Source organism: Bacillus sp. FJAT-29814 (assembly GCF_001510715.1).
Taxonomy (GTDB): domain Bacteria; phylum Bacillota; class Bacilli; order Bacillales; family Cytobacillaceae; genus Neobacillus.
In genome coordinates, this window is the sequence record NZ_LMTJ01000014.1 from 17946 (window position 1) to 36922 (window position 18977).

An 18977-nucleotide genomic window follows, 5' to 3' on the forward strand; every position below is an offset into this window, starting at 1 on the left:
TTTTTTAGGTCAGTATGTCTCGAGTTAGATGCTCGGACAAGACTTTGTCAAGTTCTTTGTATTCATATAAAGACTTCAAGATGAGTGGGAGGGGGCTCCCTATATAAGGAAACCCTGTTAACCACATCACGGACTTTAAGGAGGTGTGTCTCGTGGCTAAAAAAGTAATTAAAGTTGTTAAATTGCAAATTCCTGCAGGTAAAGCAAACCCTGCGCCGCCAGTTGGTCCTGCTTTAGGTCAAGCCGGTGTTAACATCATGGGATTCTGTAAAGAATTTAACGCTCGTACAGCAGATCAAGCTGGATTGATTATTCCTGTTGAAATTACGGTGTTTGAAGACCGTTCATTTACATTTATTACGAAAACTCCTCCTGCTGCCGTTCTTTTGAAAGTAGCAGCTGGAATTCAGTCTGGTTCAGGCCAGCCTAACCGTAATAAAGTAGCAACAGTAAAGCGTGATAAAGTACGCGAGATTGCGGAACAAAAAATGCCTGACCTTAACGCAGCTAGCGTTGAAGCAGCAATGCGCATGGTTGAAGGTACTGCACGCAGCATGGGTATCGTTATCGAAGACTAATCTATGCAAACTGTTATGTTGTAATGAGGGGGTTGCGCAGTTTTTCACTCGCAACCTTTTTCGTGGGAGATTAATTCGCTAAAACCACAAATCAAGGAGGAAAAAACAATGGCTAAAAAAGGTAAGAAGTATTTAGAAGCTGCGAAGCTTGTAGATCGTACACATGCTTACCCAATTGCAGAAGCAATTGAACTTGCAAAGAAAACAAACTATGCAAAATTTGATGCGACTCTTGAAGTTGCTTTCCGCTTAGGCGTAGATCCTAAGAAAGCTGACCAGCAAATCCGTGGTGCAGTAGTGCTTCCAAACGGAACTGGTAAAACTCAACGCGTATTAGTATTCGCGAAGGGTGAAAAAGTGAAAGAAGCAGAAGCTGCTGGCGCAGATTATGTGGGTGATGCAGAATACATCAACAAAATTCAACAAGGTTGGTTTGATTTTGATGTAATCGTAGCAACTCCTGACATGATGGGTGAAGTTGGTAAGCTTGGCCGCGTATTGGGACCTAAAGGCTTAATGCCAAACCCTAAAACAGGCACAGTTACTTTCGACGTAACAAGAGCAATCAACGAAATCAAAGCAGGTAAAGTTGAATACCGTGTTGACAAGTCTGGTAACATTCATGTTCCAATCGGTAAAGCTTCTTTCGAAAACGAAAAGCTTGTTGAAAACTTTACAACTGTTTTTGAAACTATGCTAAAAGTGAAGCCATCTGCAGCAAAAGGCACTTACATGAAGAACGTTACAGTTTCTTCAACTATGGGACCTGGCGTGAAAGTGGATCCTTCATCTGTAGCTGCTAAGTAAGATTAGGAATAATTGGTAATTGACAAACAAAATTAGATTATATATAATCAATTTTGTTGTTTAATAAATATAACATTTGTACCGTAGACAGCAGGGGCTTATCGCTTAATATCCTGCCGAGGTTAGCCAAAGATTTAGCTTTTACCTAAGCTATTTATGAGCCTCCATGTCTATGAAAGATTTGGAGGCTCTTTTACTGCCTGGTATAAATGTACACATTCTACAGGAGGTGTAAAAATGAGCAGTGCAATCGAAGCAAAAAAAGTGGTTGTTGAAGAGATTGCTGATAAATTAAAAGCAAGTGTATCAACAATTGTTGTAGATTACCGCGGTCTTTCAGTGGCTCAATTAACTGAACTCCGTAAACAACTTCGTGAAGCTGGCGTTGAATTCAAGGTTTACAAAAACTCTATGACTCGTCGTGCGGCTGAAGTTGCTGGACTTTCAGGGTTAAACGATGCATTAACAGGCCCGAACGCAATCGCGTTCAGTACTGAAGATGTTGTCGCTCCTGCTAAAATCCTTAACGATTTCGCGAAAAAGAATGAAGCTCTTGAACTTAAAGCGGGTGTGATTGAAGGTACAATCGCAACTGTTGAAGAAGTTCAAGCCCTTGCTGAACTTCCATCTCGCGAAGGCTTGCTGTCTATGCTACTCAGCGTACTACAAGCTCCAATCCGCAACCTTGCCCTTGCTGCAAAAGCTGTGGCAGACCAAAAAGAACAACAAGGCGCGTAAGTTAGTACTTATCGCTTAACTAATACGGAATGAAAACTAAGGAGGAAAATTAAAATGACTAAAGAACAAATCATTGAAGCAGTTAAATCTATGACTGTTTTAGAACTTAACGATCTTGTAAAAGCAATCGAAGAAGAATTCGGCGTAACTGCTGCTGCTCCTGTAGCAATGGTTGGCGGCGCTGGTGCTGCTGCTGTTGAAGAGCAAACTGAATTTGATGTAATCCTAGCTTCTGCTGGCGATCAAAAAATCAAAGTTATCAAAGTTGTACGTGAAATCACTGGTCTTGGTCTTAAAGAAGCAAAAGACCTTGTTGACAACACTCCAAAAGCTATTAAAGAAGGCGTTTCTAAAGAAGATGCTGAAGCAATCAAAGCTAAGCTTGATGAAGTTGGAGCAAACGTTGAAGTTAAGTAATTTTAATTCCATGAAAAAGCTCGCTGCATAAGCGGGCTTTTTTTGGCTAACTTAATTTAATAGCGGAAGCGCCTTGCTCAGGGGCAACAGGCATAAGACGAGCCGACCAGAAGGCTGCTTTTTAGCCTTCTTGACGGATTGGCTTATGACCCAGAGCCCTAGGCGCTGTAGCTGGATAGCTTAAAGGTTGTAGTAATTCCTCTTATTTCTTCTATATATAGCTCCCCAGGAGGTGAAGTCAAAAATGACCGAACACTACTATTCTCGAACCCAAAATGTTGAAAGTGACCCAAAGTCTTGGGATTATAAATTACGAGGCCATTCGTTTCGCTTTAAAACTGATAATGGCGTTTTTTCAAAACGGGAAGTGGATTTTGGCTCACGTCTTTTGATCGAGACATTTGCCATGCCTGAAGTGGAAGGGAAGGTTCTTGATGTCGGTTGCGGCTACGGTCCGATTGGCTTGTCGATTGCCAAGGAACATCCTAATCGTACGATACATATGATTGATGTGAACCAACGGGCCATTGAGTTAGCAAAGGAAAATGCTGCCCTTAACCAGATTGATAATGTAAGAATCTATGAAAGTGACAGGCTGCTGAATGTACCGGAAACAGATTTTGTCGCCATCCTGACAAATCCGCCGATCCGTGCCGGCAAAAAAACAGTTCATGATATTTTTGAACAAAGTCACCAACATCTGCTTAGTGGTGGAGAGCTCTGGGTAGTCATTCAAAAAAAGCAAGGTGCACCATCGGCTTTGGAGAAATTAACGCAAATATTTTCTGATGTAGAAACAGTTGACAAATCCAAAGGTTATTTTATTATTAGAGCCACAAAATAGTTGACTACGAATTGTCCCTGTGATAGCATTATAAAATGCCATCATAATATTTACCGAATTATTCCTTTAAATACATAAAATCGAGTATAAAAACGGAATAACAAGGAAATGATGACAAAATAATAGTCAAAATGTGAAAATGTGGTTTTTGGGAAAAAACCCTTTTTCTTTTTGTCTTTTAGCAAGGTAACAAATTCTTCTAAAAGACGTAAATAGATTTTTAAATAACGCTTGATTTGAGGGGTGAATCAGTTGACAGGTCAACTAGTTCAGTATGGACGACACCGTAAGCGGAGAAGTTATGCACGAATCAGTGAAGTTTTAGAATTGCCAAATCTTATTGAAATCCAAACCTCTTCATATCAGTGGTTTCTTGATGAGGGATTGCGTGAGATGTTCCAGGATATTTCGCCAATTGAGGATTTCACCGGTAATCTATCACTAGAATTTATTGATTACAGTCTTGGCGATCCAAAGTATTCGGTTGAAGAATCGAAAGAGCGGGACGTTACTTATTCTGCTCCATTGCGTGTGAAGGTACGTCTTGTAAACAAAGAAACAGGCGAAGTGAAGGATCAAGATGTATTCATGGGCGATTTTCCGTTAATGACGGAAACAGGCACCTTTGTCATCAACGGTGCAGAACGCGTTATCGTTTCACAGCTAGTGCGTTCCCCGAGCGTTTACTTCAACGGTAAAGTGGATAAAAACGGAAAGAGAGGCTTTACGGCTACTGTCATTCCGAACCGCGGCGCTTGGCTTGAATATGAAACAGATGCCAAAGATGTGGTATATGTCAGAATTGATCGCACAAGGAAATTGCCTGTAACGGTTCTTTTGCGTGCACTTGGATTTGGCTCAGACCAAGAAATCATCGAGTTGATTGGTGATAATGAGTATCTTCGCAATACGCTTGAAAAGGACAACACGGAAGGTATCGATAAAGCGTTGCTTGAAATTTATGAACGACTCCGTCCTGGTGAACCTCCAACCGTTGAAAATGCGAAGAATCTATTGATATCACGGTTCTTTGATCCTAAGCGCTATGACCTTGCTAATGTAGGTCGTTATAAAATAAATAAAAAGCTTCATATTAAAAACCGCCTTTTCAATCAGCGTCTTGCCGAAACACTGGTAGACCCGGAAACAGGTGAAATTATCGCCGAAAAAGGAACGCTTCTTGACCGAAGAAACCTTGACAGGATTTTGCCTGCACTTGAGAAAAATATTAATTTCCGCAGCTATAACCCAGTTGGCGGCGTTGTGGATGATGAGATTGTTCTTCAAGGCATTAAAATCTATGCACCTGGCGATGAAAATGAAAAAGTGATTAATGTATTGGGCAATGCCTATGTGGCTGAACCAATTAAAAACATCACACCAGCTGACATTATTGCGTCGATCAGCTATTTCTTCGATTTGCTTCATGGTGTTGGCGATACAGACGATATCGACCATTTGGGCAACAGACGTCTTCGTTCTGTAGGCGAATTGCTGCAAAACCAATTCCGTATCGGTTTATCACGGATGGAGCGCGTGGTTCGTGAAAGAATGTCGATTCAGGACACAGCAACGATTACGCCGCAGCAGTTGATCAATATTCGTCCTGTTATTGCGTCAATTAAGGAATTCTTTGGAAGCTCCCAGCTTTCACAGTTTATGGACCAAACTAACCCGCTGGCGGAATTAACGCATAAGCGTCGTTTATCGGCATTAGGCCCAGGGGGTCTGACTCGTGAACGCGCCGGAATGGAAGTTCGTGACGTTCACTATTCTCACTATGGCCGGATGTGTCCAATTGAAACACCGGAAGGTCCGAATATCGGTTTGATCAACTCGTTATCATCATATGCGAAGGTAAACCGCTTTGGTTTTATCGAAACACCTTATCGCCGAGTCGATCCTGATACCGGTAAGGTAACATCAAGAATTGATTACCTGACTGCTGACGAAGAGGATAATTATGTAACCGCACAGGCTAACTCACGTCTAGGAGATGACGGTTCCTTCTTGGATGAGGAAGTCATTGCCCGTTTCCGTGGTGAAAACACCGTTGTAAAGCGGGATCGTGTCGACTACATGGATGTATCTCCGAAGCAGGTAGTTTCAGCAGCAACAGCATGTATTCCGTTCCTTGAAAACGATGACTCGAACCGTGCCTTGATGGGCGCGAACATGCAGCGGCAGGCTGTACCATTGATGCAGCCGGAAGCGCCGATTGTCGGTACAGGTATGGAATATGTATCGGGTAAAGACTCTGGTGCCGCTGTCATCTGTAAGCATGAAGGAATTGTTGAGCGCGTTGAAGCCCGTCAAGTATGGGTCCGCCGCATTAAAGAAGTCGACGGCCAAGAGGTCAAAGGCGATCTTGACAAGTATCGGATGTTAAAGTTTATCCGTTCGAACCAAGGAACATGCTATAACCAGCGTCCAATCGTTTCTGTGGGCGACCGTGTTGTCAAGGGTGAAATCCTTGCTGATGGCCCTTCCATGGAAAAAGGTGAATTGGCATTAGGCCGTAATGTTCTCGTTGCCTTTATGACATGGGATGGTTATAACTACGAAGATGCGATTATTATGAGTGAACGTCTTGTGAAAGACGATGTATATACTTCGATTCATATTGAGGAATATGAATCAGAATCACGTGATACAAAGCTTGGACCTGAAGAGATTACCCGCGATATTCCAAACGTCGGCGAAGATGCACTCCGCAACTTGGATGAGCGCGGAATTATCCGTATTGGTGCCGAAGTAAAAGACGGCGACTTGCTAGTTGGTAAGGTGACACCAAAAGGGGTAACAGAGCTTACTGCTGAAGAGCGTTTGCTTCATGCCATTTTCGGTGAAAAAGCCCGCGAGGTCCGTGATACGTCACTTCGTGTTCCGCACGGCGGCGGCGGTATTGTCCTCGATGTGAAAGTATTTAACCGCGAGGATGGCGATGAACTGCCTCCAGGCGTGAATCAACTTGTTCGTGTCTATATTGTACAAAAACGGAAAATCTCCGCAGGGGATAAAATGGCAGGACGCCACGGTAATAAAGGGGTTATCTCGAGAATTTTACCGGAAGAGGATATGCCGTTCCTTCCAGATGGAACACCGGTTGATATCATGTTAAACCCATTAGGGGTACCATCACGGATGAACATCGGACAGGTGCTTGAGCTTCACTTAGGTATGGCAGCAAGATACCTCGGCATTCATGTCGCTTCACCAGTATTTGACGGAGCTACGGAAGAAGATGTTTGGTCAACCATCGAGGAAGCTGGCATGGCTCGTGATGCGAAAACAGTTCTTTATGATGGACGTACGGGAGAACCGTTTGATAACCGTGTATCAGTTGGTATCATGTATATGATTAAACTGGCTCACATGGTTGATGATAAGTTGCATGCTCGTTCAACTGGACCATACTCCCTTGTTACGCAGCAGCCGCTTGGTGGTAAAGCCCAATTCGGTGGACAGCGTTTTGGAGAGATGGAGGTATGGGCACTTGAAGCATATGGTGCTGCATACACGCTTCAGGAAATTCTTACGGTTAAATCCGACGATGTGGTTGGCCGTGTGAAAACCTACGAAGCCATTGTCAAAGGCGAAAATGTGCCGGAACCAGGCGTTCCTGAATCATTTAAAGTATTAATCAAAGAACTTCAGAGCTTGGGTATGGATGTTAAAATTCTATCCGGCGATGAAGAAGAAATTGAAATGCGTGATATGGAAGATGAGGACGACTTACAACAGGTCGACACCTTAAACATTGTTCCTGATGCACCAAGCTTTGAATCTGAAAAAGTCGGTTCAAAAGAGTAAATCAAGCAAAAGCGCACTTAAAGAGAATAGCTTTTCCAAGAACAAGCTATGGCTGTTCTTAAGTGCGCTTTTTAATTTTAGCTGTATTGAAGGGTAAAACCTGGACATAAAAAGGGAGGTAGGCCCCCTATGCTTGACGTCAATAATTTTGAGTATATGAAAATTGGTCTTGCATCGCCTGATAAGATCCGTTCGTGGTCATTTGGTGAAGTGAAAAAACCTGAAACAATCAACTATCGTACGTTAAAGCCGGAAAAAGACGGTTTATTCTGTGAAAGAATTTTCGGTCCGACAAAGGACTGGGAGTGTCACTGCGGCAAGTACAAACGTGTCCGTTATAAAGGTGTTGTCTGTGACCGTTGCGGTGTTGAGGTAACCCGCGCAAAAGTTCGCCGTGAACGTATGGGTCATATTGAACTAGCAGCTCCTGTTTCCCATATTTGGTACTTTAAAGGAATACCAAGTCGGATGGGGCTTGTTTTGGATATGTCACCTCGCGCTTTGGAGGAAGTCATTTATTTTGCTTCCTATGTGGTAACCGAATCCGGTGATACCGCACTTGAAAAGAAACAATTGCTATCTGAAAAAGAATACCGTGCCTATCGTGAAAAGTACGGTAATAAGTTCCAGGCGTCGATGGGTGCCGAAGCGATCAAAAAGCTTCTTTCTGATATTAATCTGGACAAAGAAGTAGATGCGTTAAAAGAAGAGCTTAAAACTGCGCAAGGCCAGCGTCGTACGCGGGCGATTAAGCGCCTTGAGGTGTTGGAAGCGTTCCGTAATTCCGGCAACGAGCCATCCTGGATGGTTCTTGATGTACTGCCGGTCATTCCGCCGGAACTGCGTCCGATGGTCCAATTGGATGGCGGCAGATTTGCCACATCTGACCTTAATGACCTTTATCGCCGAGTGATCAACAGAAACAACCGCTTAAAGCGTTTATTGGATTTGGGTGCGCCAAGCATCATCGTGCAAAACGAAAAGCGGATGCTGCAGGAAGCTGTCGATGCGCTAATCGACAACGGCCGCCGTGGTCGTCCGGTTACAGGTCCAGGTAACCGTCCTTTAAAGTCACTTTCCCATATGTTAAAAGGAAAACAGGGACGTTTCCGTCAGAACTTGCTTGGAAAACGGGTTGACTATTCTGGCCGTTCCGTTATCGTCGTCGGCCCTAACTTGAAAATGTACCAGTGCGGACTTCCAAAGGAAATGGCGCTAGAACTATTCAAGCCATTCGTCATGAAAGAGCTTGTCGAAAAAGGACTTGCTCACAACATTAAATCAGCAAAACGCAAAATCGAACGGGTATCTCCTGATGTTTGGGATGTCCTTGAAGATGTCATTAAAGAACATCCGGTTCTGTTAAACCGTGCCCCTACGCTTCACAGACTGGGAATTCAGGCCTTTGAACCAACATTGGTTGAAGGGCGCGCGATCCGTTTGCACCCGCTCGTTTGTACGGCTTACAACGCCGACTTCGACGGTGACCAGATGGCCGTTCACGTTCCGCTTTCAGCTGAAGCGCAGGCAGAAGCCCGTCTATTAATGCTTGCGGCACAAAACATCTTGAACCCTAAAGATGGAAAGCCGGTTGTTACACCGTCTCAGGACATGGTATTGGGTAACTATTACTTAACCCTAGAGCGGGAAGGCGCCGTCGGCGAGGGCATGATTTTTAAAGATACAAACGAAGCCTTGTTGGCTTATCAAAACGGCTATGTACACCTGCATACCCGGGTTGCCGTCCATGCTGGTTCGTTAAATAATGAAACGTTTACGGAAGAACAAAATAACAAACTGCTAATTACAACGGTAGGTAAGCTTGTATTTAACGAAATTCTTCCGAAATCATTCCCTTACATCAATGAGCCTACAAGGGATAATTTAGAGGTTAAAACACCTGAGAAGTATTTTGTTGAAAAAGGCGAAGATATCTTGGCGAAGATTCAATCAATGCCACTGATTGATCCGTTTAAAAAGAAAATCCTTGGAAACATCATTGCGGAAGTATTCAAGCGGTTCAAAATCACTGAAACGTCAAAAATGCTTGACCGCATGAAAGACCTTGGTTTTAAATACTCCACAAAAGCTGGTATAACTGTAGGTGTTGCCGACATCGTCGTTCTTGGCGAGAAGGAGCAAATCCTTCATGATGCGCAAGCTAAAGTGGATAATGTTACAAAGCAATTCAGACGTGGTTTGATTACGGAAGATGAGCGCTATGACCGTGTCATCTCCATCTGGAGCCAGGCGAAAGATGTTATTCAGGGCAAGTTGATGAAGTCCTTGAATAAAACGAACCCTATCTTCATGATGAGTGATTCCGGTGCCCGTGGTAACGCCTCGAACTTTACCCAGCTTGCTGGTATGCGTGGTTTGATGGCCAACCCGGCAGGACGTATCATCGAATTGCCAATCAAATCAAGTTTCCGTGAAGGATTAACCGTATTAGAGTACTTTATCTCGACGCACGGTGCCCGTAAAGGACTTGCTGATACAGCACTTAAGACAGCTGACTCTGGTTACTTGACACGCCGTCTTGTTGACGTTGCTCAGGATGTCATTGTCCGTGAAGACGATTGCGGTACTGACCGCGGCTTTACGATTGGTGCGATTAAGGATGGCACAGAAATCATTGAGACGCTTGAAGAGCGTTTAATTGGACGGTATGCGCGTAATCCAATTAAGCATCCAGAAACGAACGAAGTCATCGTGAAGGAAAATGAATTGATTACCGAAGACCTTGCCGAACTAATCACGAATTTGGGTATTGAAGAAGTGAAAATCCGTTCAGCATTTACATGTAATACCCGTCATGGGGTATGTAAGAAGTGTTACGGACGCAACTTGGCTACTGGCCAAGAGGTGGAAGTGGGCGAAGCAGTTGGTATTATCGCAGCGCAGTCCATCGGTGAGCCTGGTACACAGTTGACCATGCGTACATTCCATACCGGCGGTGTTGCTGGTAACGATATCACTCAAGGTTTGCCGCGTATCCAGGAAATCTTCGAGGCGCGTAATCCTAAAGGCCAGGCCGTTATTTCTGAAATTGATGGTGTGGTTGTAGGCATTAACGAAGGCCGTGACCGCCAGCATGAGATTGTCGTTCAAGGCGAAGTGGAATCACGCACCTATAATGCACCATATACAGCCCGCTTAAAGGTAGCTGTAGGCGACCAGATTGAGCGTGGAGATGAGTTAACAGAAGGATCAATTGATCCGAAAGAGCTTCTTAAAGTGAAAGATGTTATATCTGTTCAAGAATACTTGCTCCGTGAGGTTCAAAGAGTTTACCGGATGCAAGGGGTTGAAATTGGTGACAAACACGTAGAGGTAATGGTCCGTCAAATGCTGCGCAAGATTCGTGTTAGCGATGCTGGCGATACAGACGTGCTTCCAGGAACGCTGCTTGATATTCACCAATTTACCGATGCTAACGAACAGGCATTGTTAAATGGCAAACTTCCAGCAACCGGCCGTCCGGTGCTGCTCGGTATTACCAAAGCGTCTCTTGAAACAGATTCATTCTTGTCGGCAGCATCCTTCCAAGAAACAACAAGAGTTCTTACCGATGCGGCCATCAAAGGCAAGCGCGATGAACTGCTTGGCTTGAAAGAGAATGTAATCATCGGTAAGCTTGTACCAGCGGGAACAGGAATGCAGCGTTACCGCAAAGCAGAGCCTGTCCTTCGCGATACAACATCCGAAGAACCGATTACGGTTGAATAACATTATTAACGGTACTTGCCTGATGGCAGGTACCGTATTTTAAGAAAAATATTAAAAGTATTGTTGACATATAATTGGCAAGATGTTAATATATCAAAGGTGCTCCTATACACCTGATACTTTGGAGGATATCAAAATGTCTTATGAAAAAGTATTACAGGCGAGCAAGGTCATTATAGGAACAAAACAAACAGTTAAGGCACTAAGAGAAGGCATAGTACAAGAGCTGGTCATTGCGGCAGATGCCGAAGCGAAAGTAACGAGTCCCGCAGTGAATGAAGCAGAAAGGCTAGGCGTTCCGGTCCAATATGTCGATTCGATGAAAAAACTTGGAAAGGCATGTAGGATTGAAGTAAGTGCTGCAGCTGTAGCTATTATCCGTTAAAAACTGTTTTTGTAGATCGAGCAATCTGCAAAAACTTTGTTTTTGCAAAAAAATGAACCACCTGGATGTGTGGGCTTACAAATAGTGAAGGGAGGAAAAACAAATGCCTACTATTAACCAATTAGTGCGCAAGCCACGTCAATCAACGGCAGAGAAGTCAAAATCTCCAGCGCTTAATAAAGGTTACAACAGCTTTAAGAAATCACAAACTAACGTATCATCACCACAAAAACGCGGGGTATGTACTCGTGTTGGTACAATGACTCCGAAGAAACCGAACTCAGCGTTACGTAAATATGCTCGTGTGCGCTTGACAAACGGTATTGAGGTGACTGCATACATTCCTGGTATCGGCCACAACCTGCAAGAGCACAGCGTTGTTCTTATCCGTGGCGGACGTGTAAAAGACTTACCAGGGGTACGTTATCATATCGTACGTGGTGCACTTGATACAGCTGGCGTTAACAATCGTATGCAAGGCCGTTCTAAATACGGTACTAAGCGTCCGAAAGCAGCAAAAAAATAATCACATTAAAATAGAAAGCTTCATTGAAAGGAGGAAAAAGCATGCCACGTAAAGGTCCTGTAGCAAAGAGAGACGTGTTACCAGATCCACTTTACAATTCAAAATTAGTTACTCGCCTGATCAACAAGATGATGATCGACGGTAAAAGAGGTAAATCTCAAGAAATTCTTTACTCTGCATTCAATACAATCCGTGAGCGTTCTGGTAAAGATCCAATGGAAGTATTTGAAGCAGCGATGAAAAATATCATGCCAGTTCTAGAAGTTAGAGCACGCCGTGTCGGCGGTGCCAACTACCAAGTTCCAGTTGAGGTGCGTCCTGACCGCCGTACAACTCTTGGTCTTCGCTGGTTAGTTAACTATTCACGCCTTCGCGGTGAAAAAACGATGGAAGAGCGTTTAGCTAACGAAATCATGGATGCTGCTAACAACACTGGTGCATCTGTTAAGAAGCGTGAAGATACACACAAAATGGCAGAAGCAAACAAAGCGTTTGCTCACTATCGTTGGTAATTTTACCTTCAAAAATAAAAACACACTCATACTAGGAAGGAGAAAGACCCAATGCCAAGAGAGTTCTCCTTAGAAAAGACTCGTAATATCGGTATCATGGCTCACATTGATGCTGGTAAAACCACGACTACTGAGCGTATCCTTTATTACACCGGTAAGATTCACAAAATCGGTGAAACTCACGAAGGTGCGTCTCAGATGGACTGGATGGAGCAGGAACAAGAGCGCGGAATCACCATTACTTCCGCCGCTACAACTGCCCAGTGGAAAAACCACCGCGTAAACATCATCGACACTCCGGGACACGTAGACTTCACAGTTGAAGTTGAACGTTCCCTCCGTGTACTTGATGGTGCGGTTGCGGTACTTGATGCACAATCAGGTGTTGAGCCTCAAACTGAAACAGTTTGGCGCCAAGCAACAACTTACGGTGTACCACGTGTGGTATTCGTAAACAAGATGGACAAAATCGGCGCGGATTTCTTATATTCTGTTAAGACAATCCATGACCGCCTTCAAGCAAACGCTCATCCAATTCAACTGCCAATCGGTGCAGAAGATCAGTTCAGAGGCATTATCGACCTTGTAGAAATGACTGCAAGAATGTACGGTAATGACCTGGGAACAGATGTACAAGAAGTGGAAATCCCAGAAGAGTATAGAGCTCTAGCTGAGGAATGGCGTGAGAAATTAGTTGAAGCAGTTGCGGAACTTGATGAAGAATTGATGGAAAAGTACCTTGGTGGTGAAGAAATCACAATCGAAGAGCTGAAAGCTGGCATTCGTAAAGGTACTGTTAACGTTGAATTCTATCCAGTAGTCTGTGGTTCTGCATTTAAAAACAAAGGTGTTCAGCCAATGTTGGATGCTGTTATCGATTACCTTCCATCTCCACTGGATGTACCTTCAATTAAAGGCCATTCTGTTGATGATGAAGACCAGATCGTTGAGCGTCATTCAAACGATGAAGAGCCATTCTCTGCTCTTGCATTTAAAGTAATGACTGACCCTTATGTAGGTAAATTAACGTTCTTCCGCGTTTACTCCGGTACTTTAGATTCTGGTTCTTATGTCCAGAACTCTACTAAAGGAAAGCGTGAGCGTATCGGACGGATCCTGCAAATGCACGCCAACCACCGTCAGGAAATTACAACAGTTTACTCCGGTGACATTGCTGCAGCTGTTGGCTTAAAAGATACAACTACTGGCGACACTCTATGTGATGACAAAAACCCTGTTATCCTCGAGTCTATGCAATTCCCAGAGCCAGTAATCGAGCTTTCTGTAGAGCCGAAGTCAAAAGCTGACCAAGACAAAATGACAACTGCACTTCAGAAGCTTCAAGAAGAAGACCCAACATTCCGTGCACATACTAACCAGGAAACTGGACAAGTTATCATTGCCGGTATGGGTGAGCTGCACCTTGATATTATCGTTGACCGTATGCGTCGCGAATTCAAGGTTGAAGCGAACGTTGGTGCACCACAGGTTGCTTATCGTGAAACATTTACTTCTTCTGCGCAAGTAGAAGGTAAATTTGCACGTCAGTCCGGTGGTCGCGGACAATACGGACATGTTTGGATCGAATTCTCACCAAACGAAGCTGGTAAAGGATTCGAATTTGAAAACGGTATTGTTGGCGGGGTAGTACCTCGTGAATATGTTCCAGCCGTTGAAGCGGGTTTAAAGGATTCCCTTGAAAGAGGCGTACTTGCCGGCTATCCGTTGGTTGATATCAAAGCAAGACTTTTCGATGGTTCATACCATGATGTTGACTCCTCGGAAATGGCGTTTAAGATCGCTGCTTCTCTAGCGCTTAAGAATGCTGCATCCAAGTGTGCACCAGTCATCCTTGAACCAATCATGAGAGTCGAAGTTGTTATCCCTGAAGAATATTTAGGTGATATCATGGGACAAATCACTGCACGCCGCGGTCGCGTTGAAGGTATGGACGCTCGTGGTAATGCCCAAGTGGTTCGTGCGATGGTTCCACTTTCAGAAATGTTTGGTTATGCGACATCACTTCGTTCAAGCACTCAAGGCCGTGGCGTATTCTCCATGCACTTTGACCATTACGAAGAAGTACCAAAATCAATCTCTGAAGAAATTATCAAAAAAAATAAAGGCGAATAATTGATTTTCGCCTTTATATAAAGTATAACTACTTATGTAATATTTGGAACTGTTATCTAGGCGGAAGCCTGACTAGCAGTTCCACTTAAAAATATACTTATCTTTTATTTATTAAAGGAGGATTTTCCTAATGGGTAAAGCTAAATTTGACCGTTCTAAGCCACACGTTAACGTTGGTACAATTGGTCACGTTGACCACGGTAAAACTACATTAACAGCTGCAATCACTACTGTTCTCGCTAAAATTGGCGGTGCAGAAGCTCGCGGTTATGATCAAATCGACAACGCTCCAGAAGAAAAAGAGCGTGGAATCACAATCTCAACTTCTCACGTTGAGTACGAAACAGCAAACCGTCACTACGCACACGTAGACTGCCCAGGACACGCTGACTACGTTAAGAACATGATCACTGGTGCTGCTCAAATGGACGGCGGTATTCTTGTTGTATCTGCTGCTGACGGCCCAATGCCACAAACTCGTGAGCACATTCTTCTTTCTCGTCAGGTAGGCGTACCTTACCTTGTTGTATTCATGAACAAGTGTGATATGGTTGACGACGAAGAATTATTAGAGCTAGTTGAAATGGAAGTTCGTGACCTTCTATCTGAATATGACTTCCCAGGAGACGACATTCCTGTAATCAAAGGTTCTGCTCTTAAAGCTCTTGAAGGAGAACCAGAGTGGGAAGAAAAAATCGTTGAACTTATGGAAGCTGTTGACAGCTATATTCCAAACCCAACACGTGACACTGACAAGCCATTCATGATGCCAGTTGAGGACGTATTCTCAATCACTGGCCGTGGTACAGTTGCTACAGGCCGTGTTGAGCGTGGCCAAGTTAAAGTTGGTGACGTAGTTGAAATCGTAGGTTTCACTGAAGAGCCAAAATCTACTACTGTAACAGGTGTAGAAATGTTCCGTAAGCTTCTTGACTTTGCTGAAGCTGGCGACAACATCGGTGCCCTTCTTCGTGGTGTAGCTCGTGAAGAAATCGAGCGTGGACAAGTTTTGGCTAAGCCAAAGTCCATCACTCCACACACAAAGTTTAAAGCACAAGTTTACGTATTATCAAAAGAAGAAGGTGGACGTCATACTCCATTCTTCTCAAACTACCGTCCACAATTCTATTTCCGTACTTCTGATATCACTGGAATCATCACTCTTCCAGAAGGTACTGAAATGGTAATGCCTGGCGACCACATCGAAATGACTGTTGAGCTAATCGCTCCAGTTGCGATCGAAGAAGGAACTAAGTTCTCAATTCGTGAAGGTGGCCGTACAGTAGGTTCAGGTTCAATCACAACTATCGCTGAGTAATTAACATTTAAAGAGCAGTCGGGTGACGATCCGGCTGCTTTTTTTGTGCGCATTTTCAAAAAGTAGCATGTTTCTTCTATATATATAGAAATTAAACGCAAACCCTTACAATTAGGAGATTACTGGAGATTTCAATAAGCTGTTGAAATCAACATTATGAGCCTATATAATAGAAAAAGTGTTCAGGTCAAAGACAGTAAAAAAAATCGTGATAAATGTTGCGTTTGACATATGTTTTATGTATAATAGACAATGTTGGTCTTTGACTGCGATGATGTGGGAGGTTGCTGACACACCCGGCCGCTTTGCCATGGCGAGTGTGTGGGAAATTTCCACAGAGTATGTCTATTTTCAAAAATAGGCGAATAAAGGAGGGAAAATAATGGCAAAACAAAAAATTCGTATCCGCTTAAAAGCATATGACCACAGAATCCTTGATCAATCTGCGGAAAAAATCGTTGAAACAGCAAAACGTTCAGGTGCAGCAGTGTCCGGTCCGATTCCGCTTCCAACTGAAAAGTCTGTTTACACAATTCTTCGTGCGGTTCACAAGTACAAAGATTCTCGTGAACAATTTGAAATGCGGACACATAAGCGTCTAATCGACATCGTTAACCCAACTCCACAAACAGTTGATGCGTTAATGAGATTGGATTTACCATCTGGTGTTGATATCGAAATTAAGCTTTAATCACAATAAACACACAAAAATTTAGGAGGTGTGACTTACATGACCAAAGGAATCTTAGGAAGAAAGATTGGTATGACTCAAGTATTTGCAGAGAACGGCAACTTAATTCCGGTAACTGTTGTTGAGGTAGCTCCAAACGTTGTTCTTCAAAAGAAATCTGTTGACACAGACGGTTATGAATCTGTTCAATTAGGCTTCGAAGACAAACGTGAAAAACTATCAAACAAACCTGAAAAAGGACACGTTGCAAAAGCAAATACTGCTCCTAAGCGCTTCATTCGCGAATTCCGCGGAAACGACTTAGCAAGCTTTGAAGTTGGTCAAGAAGTCAAAGTTGATATTTTCGCTGCTGGCGATTTAGTAGATGTTACAGGAATCTCAAAGGGTAAAGGTTTCCAAGGCTCAATCAAACGCCATGGACAATCACGCGGCCCAATGGCTCACGGTTCTCGTTATCATCGTCGCCCTGGTTCAATGGGACCTGTTGCTCCAAACCGCGTTTTCAAAGGTAAATTATTACCTGGCCGCATGGGCGGAGAGCAAGTAACTGTTCAAAACCTTGAAATCGTAAAAGTTGATGCTGAACGCAACTTACTTTTGATTAAAGGTAACGTTCCAGGAGCTAAAAAAGCTTTACTAAAAATTAAAGGTGCGGTAAAAGCATAGTCACTTTCTGAGAAAGGAGGAACAAAGGAATGCCTAAAGTAGCATTATTAAACCAAGGCGGTTCACAAGTTGGTGAAATCGAACTTAATGAATCAGTATTTGGTATTGAGCCTAACCAACACGTATTATTCGAAGCAATTGTTATGCAAAGAGCTTCTCTACGTCAAGGAACTCATAAAGTAAAAACTCGTTCTGAGGTAGCAGGCGGTGGCCGTAAACCATGGCGTCAAAAAGGAACAGGACGTGCTCGTCAAGGTTCCATTCGTTCACCACAATGGCGCGGAGGCGGTACTGTATTTGGTCCAACACCACGCAGCTACAGCTATAAAATGCCTAAAAAAGTTCGTCGTTTAGCGATCAAATCAGCTTTATCATCTAAAGTGTTAGAAGAAAACATCTTAGTATTGGAAAGCTTAGCATTTGAAGCGCCAAAAACAAAAGACTTCAAAGCTGTTTTAAATGGTCTTTCTGTTGAGAAAAAAGCGTTAATCGTTACTGCTGACCTTGATGAAAACGTAGCATTATCTGCTCGTAACATTCCTGGTGTAACAGTTGTAACTGCTGATGGAATCAACGTTTTAGACGTTGTAAACCATGATAAATTGATCATGACTAAAGCAGCGGTTGAAAAAGTAGAGGAGGTGCTTGCATAATGGATGCACGCGATATCATTAAGCGCCCCGTTATCACTGAACGTTCTACTGACCTAATTGCTGAAAAGAAATATACGTTCGAAGTTGATGTGAAAGCCAACAAAACACAAGTCAAAGATGCTGTACAAGAAATCTTTGGTGTTCAAGTTGAAAGAGTAAACATCATGAACTATAAAGGCAAATTCAAGCGTATGGGCAAATTCGGCGGCTATACAAACAAACGTCGTAAAGCAATTGTAAAATTAACAGCTGACAGCAAAGAAATCGAATTCTTTGAAAGCTAAAATTCACTAAGAAGAGGAGGGAAATAAAATGGCGATTAAAAAGTACAAACCTACCTCTAACGGTCGTCGCGGCATGACAGTTTCTGATTTCGCTGAAATTACAACAAGCACTCCAGAAAAATCCCTATTAGCTCCGTTAAAGAGCAAAGGCGGCCGTAACAACCAAGGTAAGTTAACTGTTCGTCATCAAGGTGGCGGCCATAAGCGTCAATATCGTTTAATCGACTTTAAACGTAACAAAGATGGCATTCCAGGACGCGTTGCCACAATCGAGTACGATCCAAATCGTTCTGCAAATATCGCATTAATTAATTATGCGGATGGAGAAAAGCGTTATATCTTAGCTCCTAAAAACTTGGAAGTTGGTATGGAAATTATGTCAGGTCCTGAAGCTGACATTAAAGTGGGTAATGCCCTTCCACTAGCTAACATTCCGGTTGGTACTGTTGTACACAACATCGAATTAAAACCAGGAAAAGGCGGACAATTAGTTCGTTCAGCAGGTACTTCTGCACAAGTTCTTGGTAAAGAAGGAAAATACGTACTTGTACGTTTAACTTCCGGCGAAGTTCGTATGATTCTATCTGAGTGCCGTGCATCTATCGGTCAGGTAGGTAACGAACAGCACGAATTAATCAACATTGGTAAAGCAGGTCGTTCTCGTTGGTTAGGTAAACGCCCAACTGTACGTGGATCTGTTATGAACCCTAACGATCACCCACACGGTGGTGGTGAAGGACGTTCACCAATCGGACGTAAGTCTCCAATGACTCCTTGGGGCAAACCGACTCTTGGTTACAAGACTCGTAAGAAGAAAAACAAATCCGACAAACTTATTATTCGTCGTCGTAAAAAATAACGTGTTTGACCTACGGTTCAAGGA

17 protein-coding genes and 1 other annotated feature are annotated in these 18977 nt (G+C 43.3%); all 17 genes read left to right on the forward strand.

What is annotated here, in order from left to right; translation table 11 throughout:
• Positions 1-152 precede the first annotated feature (152 nt).
• The 17 genes from rplK to rplB all read left to right on the forward strand — a co-directional run bounded on the left by rplK (position 153) and on the right by rplB (position 18953).
• Positions 153-578, forward strand: coding sequence for a 50S ribosomal protein L11 (gene rplK, locus AR334_RS26530; RefSeq protein WP_042453928.1), 426 nt, complete (start codon positions 153-155; stop codon positions 576-578).
• A gap of 108 nt (positions 579-686) precedes the next feature.
• On the forward strand, positions 687-1385 hold the full coding sequence (gene rplA, locus AR334_RS26535) for a 50S ribosomal protein L1 (RefSeq protein ID WP_066321243.1): 699 nt from the start codon (positions 687-689) through the stop codon (positions 1383-1385).
• A 63-nt stretch (positions 1386-1448) separates the two neighbouring features.
• Positions 1449-1589: a sequence feature (ribosomal protein L10 leader region), on the forward strand.
• A gap of 33 nt (positions 1590-1622) precedes the next feature.
• Entirely contained in the window at positions 1623-2123 is a 501-nt protein-coding gene (gene rplJ / locus AR334_RS26540; protein WP_066321244.1) for a 50S ribosomal protein L10, read from the forward strand.
• A 54-nt stretch (positions 2124-2177) separates the two neighbouring features.
• Positions 2178-2540: a 50S ribosomal protein L7/L12 gene (rplL, locus tag AR334_RS26545; RefSeq protein ID WP_066321249.1), complete on the forward strand. Its 363-nt coding sequence runs from the start codon at positions 2178-2180 to the stop codon at positions 2538-2540.
• Positions 2541-2784: 244 nt separating this feature from the next.
• Positions 2785-3384 carry a class I SAM-dependent methyltransferase gene (locus AR334_RS26550; protein WP_066321252.1) on the forward strand — a complete coding sequence of 200 codons (600 nt, stop codon included), beginning with the start codon at positions 2785-2787 and terminating at the stop codon, positions 3382-3384.
• A 252-nt stretch (positions 3385-3636) separates the two neighbouring features.
• Complete coding sequence (gene rpoB, locus AR334_RS26555; RefSeq protein WP_066321254.1) at positions 3637-7197, forward strand: DNA-directed RNA polymerase subunit beta; 3561 nt, start codon at positions 3637-3639, stop codon at positions 7195-7197.
• 129 nt (positions 7198-7326) lie between these two features.
• Complete coding sequence (gene rpoC / locus AR334_RS26560) at positions 7327-10926, forward strand: DNA-directed RNA polymerase subunit beta' (protein ID WP_066321255.1); 3600 nt, start codon at positions 7327-7329, stop codon at positions 10924-10926.
• A gap of 136 nt (positions 10927-11062) precedes the next feature.
• Positions 11063-11311, forward strand: a complete 249-nt coding sequence (locus AR334_RS26565; RefSeq protein WP_066321256.1) for a 50S ribosomal protein L7ae-like protein — start codon at positions 11063-11065, stop codon at positions 11309-11311.
• Positions 11312-11414: 103 nt separating this feature from the next.
• Positions 11415-11837 carry a 30S ribosomal protein S12 gene (gene rpsL, locus AR334_RS26570; protein WP_066321257.1) on the forward strand — a complete coding sequence of 141 codons (423 nt, stop codon included), beginning with the start codon at positions 11415-11417 and terminating at the stop codon, positions 11835-11837.
• Positions 11838-11878: 41 nt separating this feature from the next.
• The gene (gene rpsG, locus AR334_RS26575) at positions 11879-12349 is read left to right on the forward strand and encodes a 30S ribosomal protein S7 (protein WP_066321259.1); all 471 of its coding nucleotides are present in this window, start codon (positions 11879-11881) and stop codon (positions 12347-12349) included.
• Positions 12350-12400: 51 nt separating this feature from the next.
• On the forward strand, positions 12401-14482 hold the full coding sequence (gene fusA / locus AR334_RS26580) for an elongation factor G (protein ID WP_066321264.1): 2082 nt from the start codon (positions 12401-12403) through the stop codon (positions 14480-14482).
• Positions 14483-14612: 130 nt separating this feature from the next.
• On the forward strand, positions 14613-15800 hold the full coding sequence (tuf, locus tag AR334_RS26585; protein WP_066321270.1) for an elongation factor Tu: 1188 nt from the start codon (positions 14613-14615) through the stop codon (positions 15798-15800).
• Positions 15801-16182: 382 nt separating this feature from the next.
• The gene (rpsJ, locus tag AR334_RS26590; RefSeq protein WP_007085291.1) at positions 16183-16491 is read left to right on the forward strand and encodes a 30S ribosomal protein S10; all 309 of its coding nucleotides are present in this window, start codon (positions 16183-16185) and stop codon (positions 16489-16491) included.
• Between the two features lie 39 nt (positions 16492-16530).
• Positions 16531-17157, forward strand: coding sequence for a 50S ribosomal protein L3 (rplC, locus tag AR334_RS26595; protein ID WP_066321272.1), 627 nt, complete (start codon positions 16531-16533; stop codon positions 17155-17157).
• A gap of 29 nt (positions 17158-17186) precedes the next feature.
• Complete coding sequence (gene rplD, locus AR334_RS26600) at positions 17187-17810, forward strand: 50S ribosomal protein L4 (protein WP_066321274.1); 624 nt, start codon at positions 17187-17189, stop codon at positions 17808-17810.
• Positions 17810-18094: a 50S ribosomal protein L23 gene (rplW, locus tag AR334_RS26605; protein ID WP_066321281.1), complete on the forward strand. Its 285-nt coding sequence runs from the start codon at positions 17810-17812 to the stop codon at positions 18092-18094. The genes rplD and rplW overlap by 1 nt, the downstream gene beginning before the upstream one ends.
• Positions 18095-18122: 28 nt before the next feature.
• On the forward strand, positions 18123-18953 hold the full coding sequence (gene rplB, locus AR334_RS26610; protein ID WP_066321284.1) for a 50S ribosomal protein L2: 831 nt from the start codon (positions 18123-18125) through the stop codon (positions 18951-18953).
• Positions 18954-18977 lie beyond the last annotated feature (24 nt).

Bases quoted from the DNA above. Each gene is read 5' to 3' on its own strand.
- rplC (WP_066321272.1), top strand. From the start codon at position 16,531: ATGACCAAAGGAATCTTAGGAAGAAAGATTGGTATGACTCAAGTATTT.
- fusA (WP_066321264.1), top strand. From the start codon at position 12,401: ATGCCAAGAGAGTTCTCCTTAGAAAAGACTCGTAATATCGGTATCATG.
- rplJ (WP_066321244.1), top strand. From the start codon at position 1,623: ATGAGCAGTGCAATCGAAGCAAAAAAAGTGGTTGTTGAAGAGATTGCT.
- AR334_RS26565 (WP_066321256.1), top strand. From the start codon at position 11,063: ATGTCTTATGAAAAAGTATTACAGGCGAGCAAGGTCATTATAGGAACA.
- rpoC (WP_066321255.1), top strand. From the start codon at position 7,327: ATGCTTGACGTCAATAATTTTGAGTATATGAAAATTGGTCTTGCATCG.
- rpsG (WP_066321259.1), top strand. From the start codon at position 11,879: ATGCCACGTAAAGGTCCTGTAGCAAAGAGAGACGTGTTACCAGATCCA.
- rpsJ (WP_007085291.1), top strand. From the start codon at position 16,183: ATGGCAAAACAAAAAATTCGTATCCGCTTAAAAGCATATGACCACAGA.
- rplB (WP_066321284.1), top strand. From the start codon at position 18,123: ATGGCGATTAAAAAGTACAAACCTACCTCTAACGGTCGTCGCGGCATG.
- rplA (WP_066321243.1), top strand. From the start codon at position 687: ATGGCTAAAAAAGGTAAGAAGTATTTAGAAGCTGCGAAGCTTGTAGAT.
- rplD (WP_066321274.1), top strand. From the start codon at position 17,187: ATGCCTAAAGTAGCATTATTAAACCAAGGCGGTTCACAAGTTGGTGAA.
- AR334_RS26550 (WP_066321252.1), top strand. From the start codon at position 2,785: ATGACCGAACACTACTATTCTCGAACCCAAAATGTTGAAAGTGACCCA.
- rplW (WP_066321281.1), top strand. From the start codon at position 17,810: ATGGATGCACGCGATATCATTAAGCGCCCCGTTATCACTGAACGTTCT.
- rpsL (WP_066321257.1), top strand. From the start codon at position 11,415: ATGCCTACTATTAACCAATTAGTGCGCAAGCCACGTCAATCAACGGCA.
- rplL (WP_066321249.1), top strand. From the start codon at position 2,178: ATGACTAAAGAACAAATCATTGAAGCAGTTAAATCTATGACTGTTTTA.
- tuf (WP_066321270.1), top strand. From the start codon at position 14,613: ATGGGTAAAGCTAAATTTGACCGTTCTAAGCCACACGTTAACGTTGGT.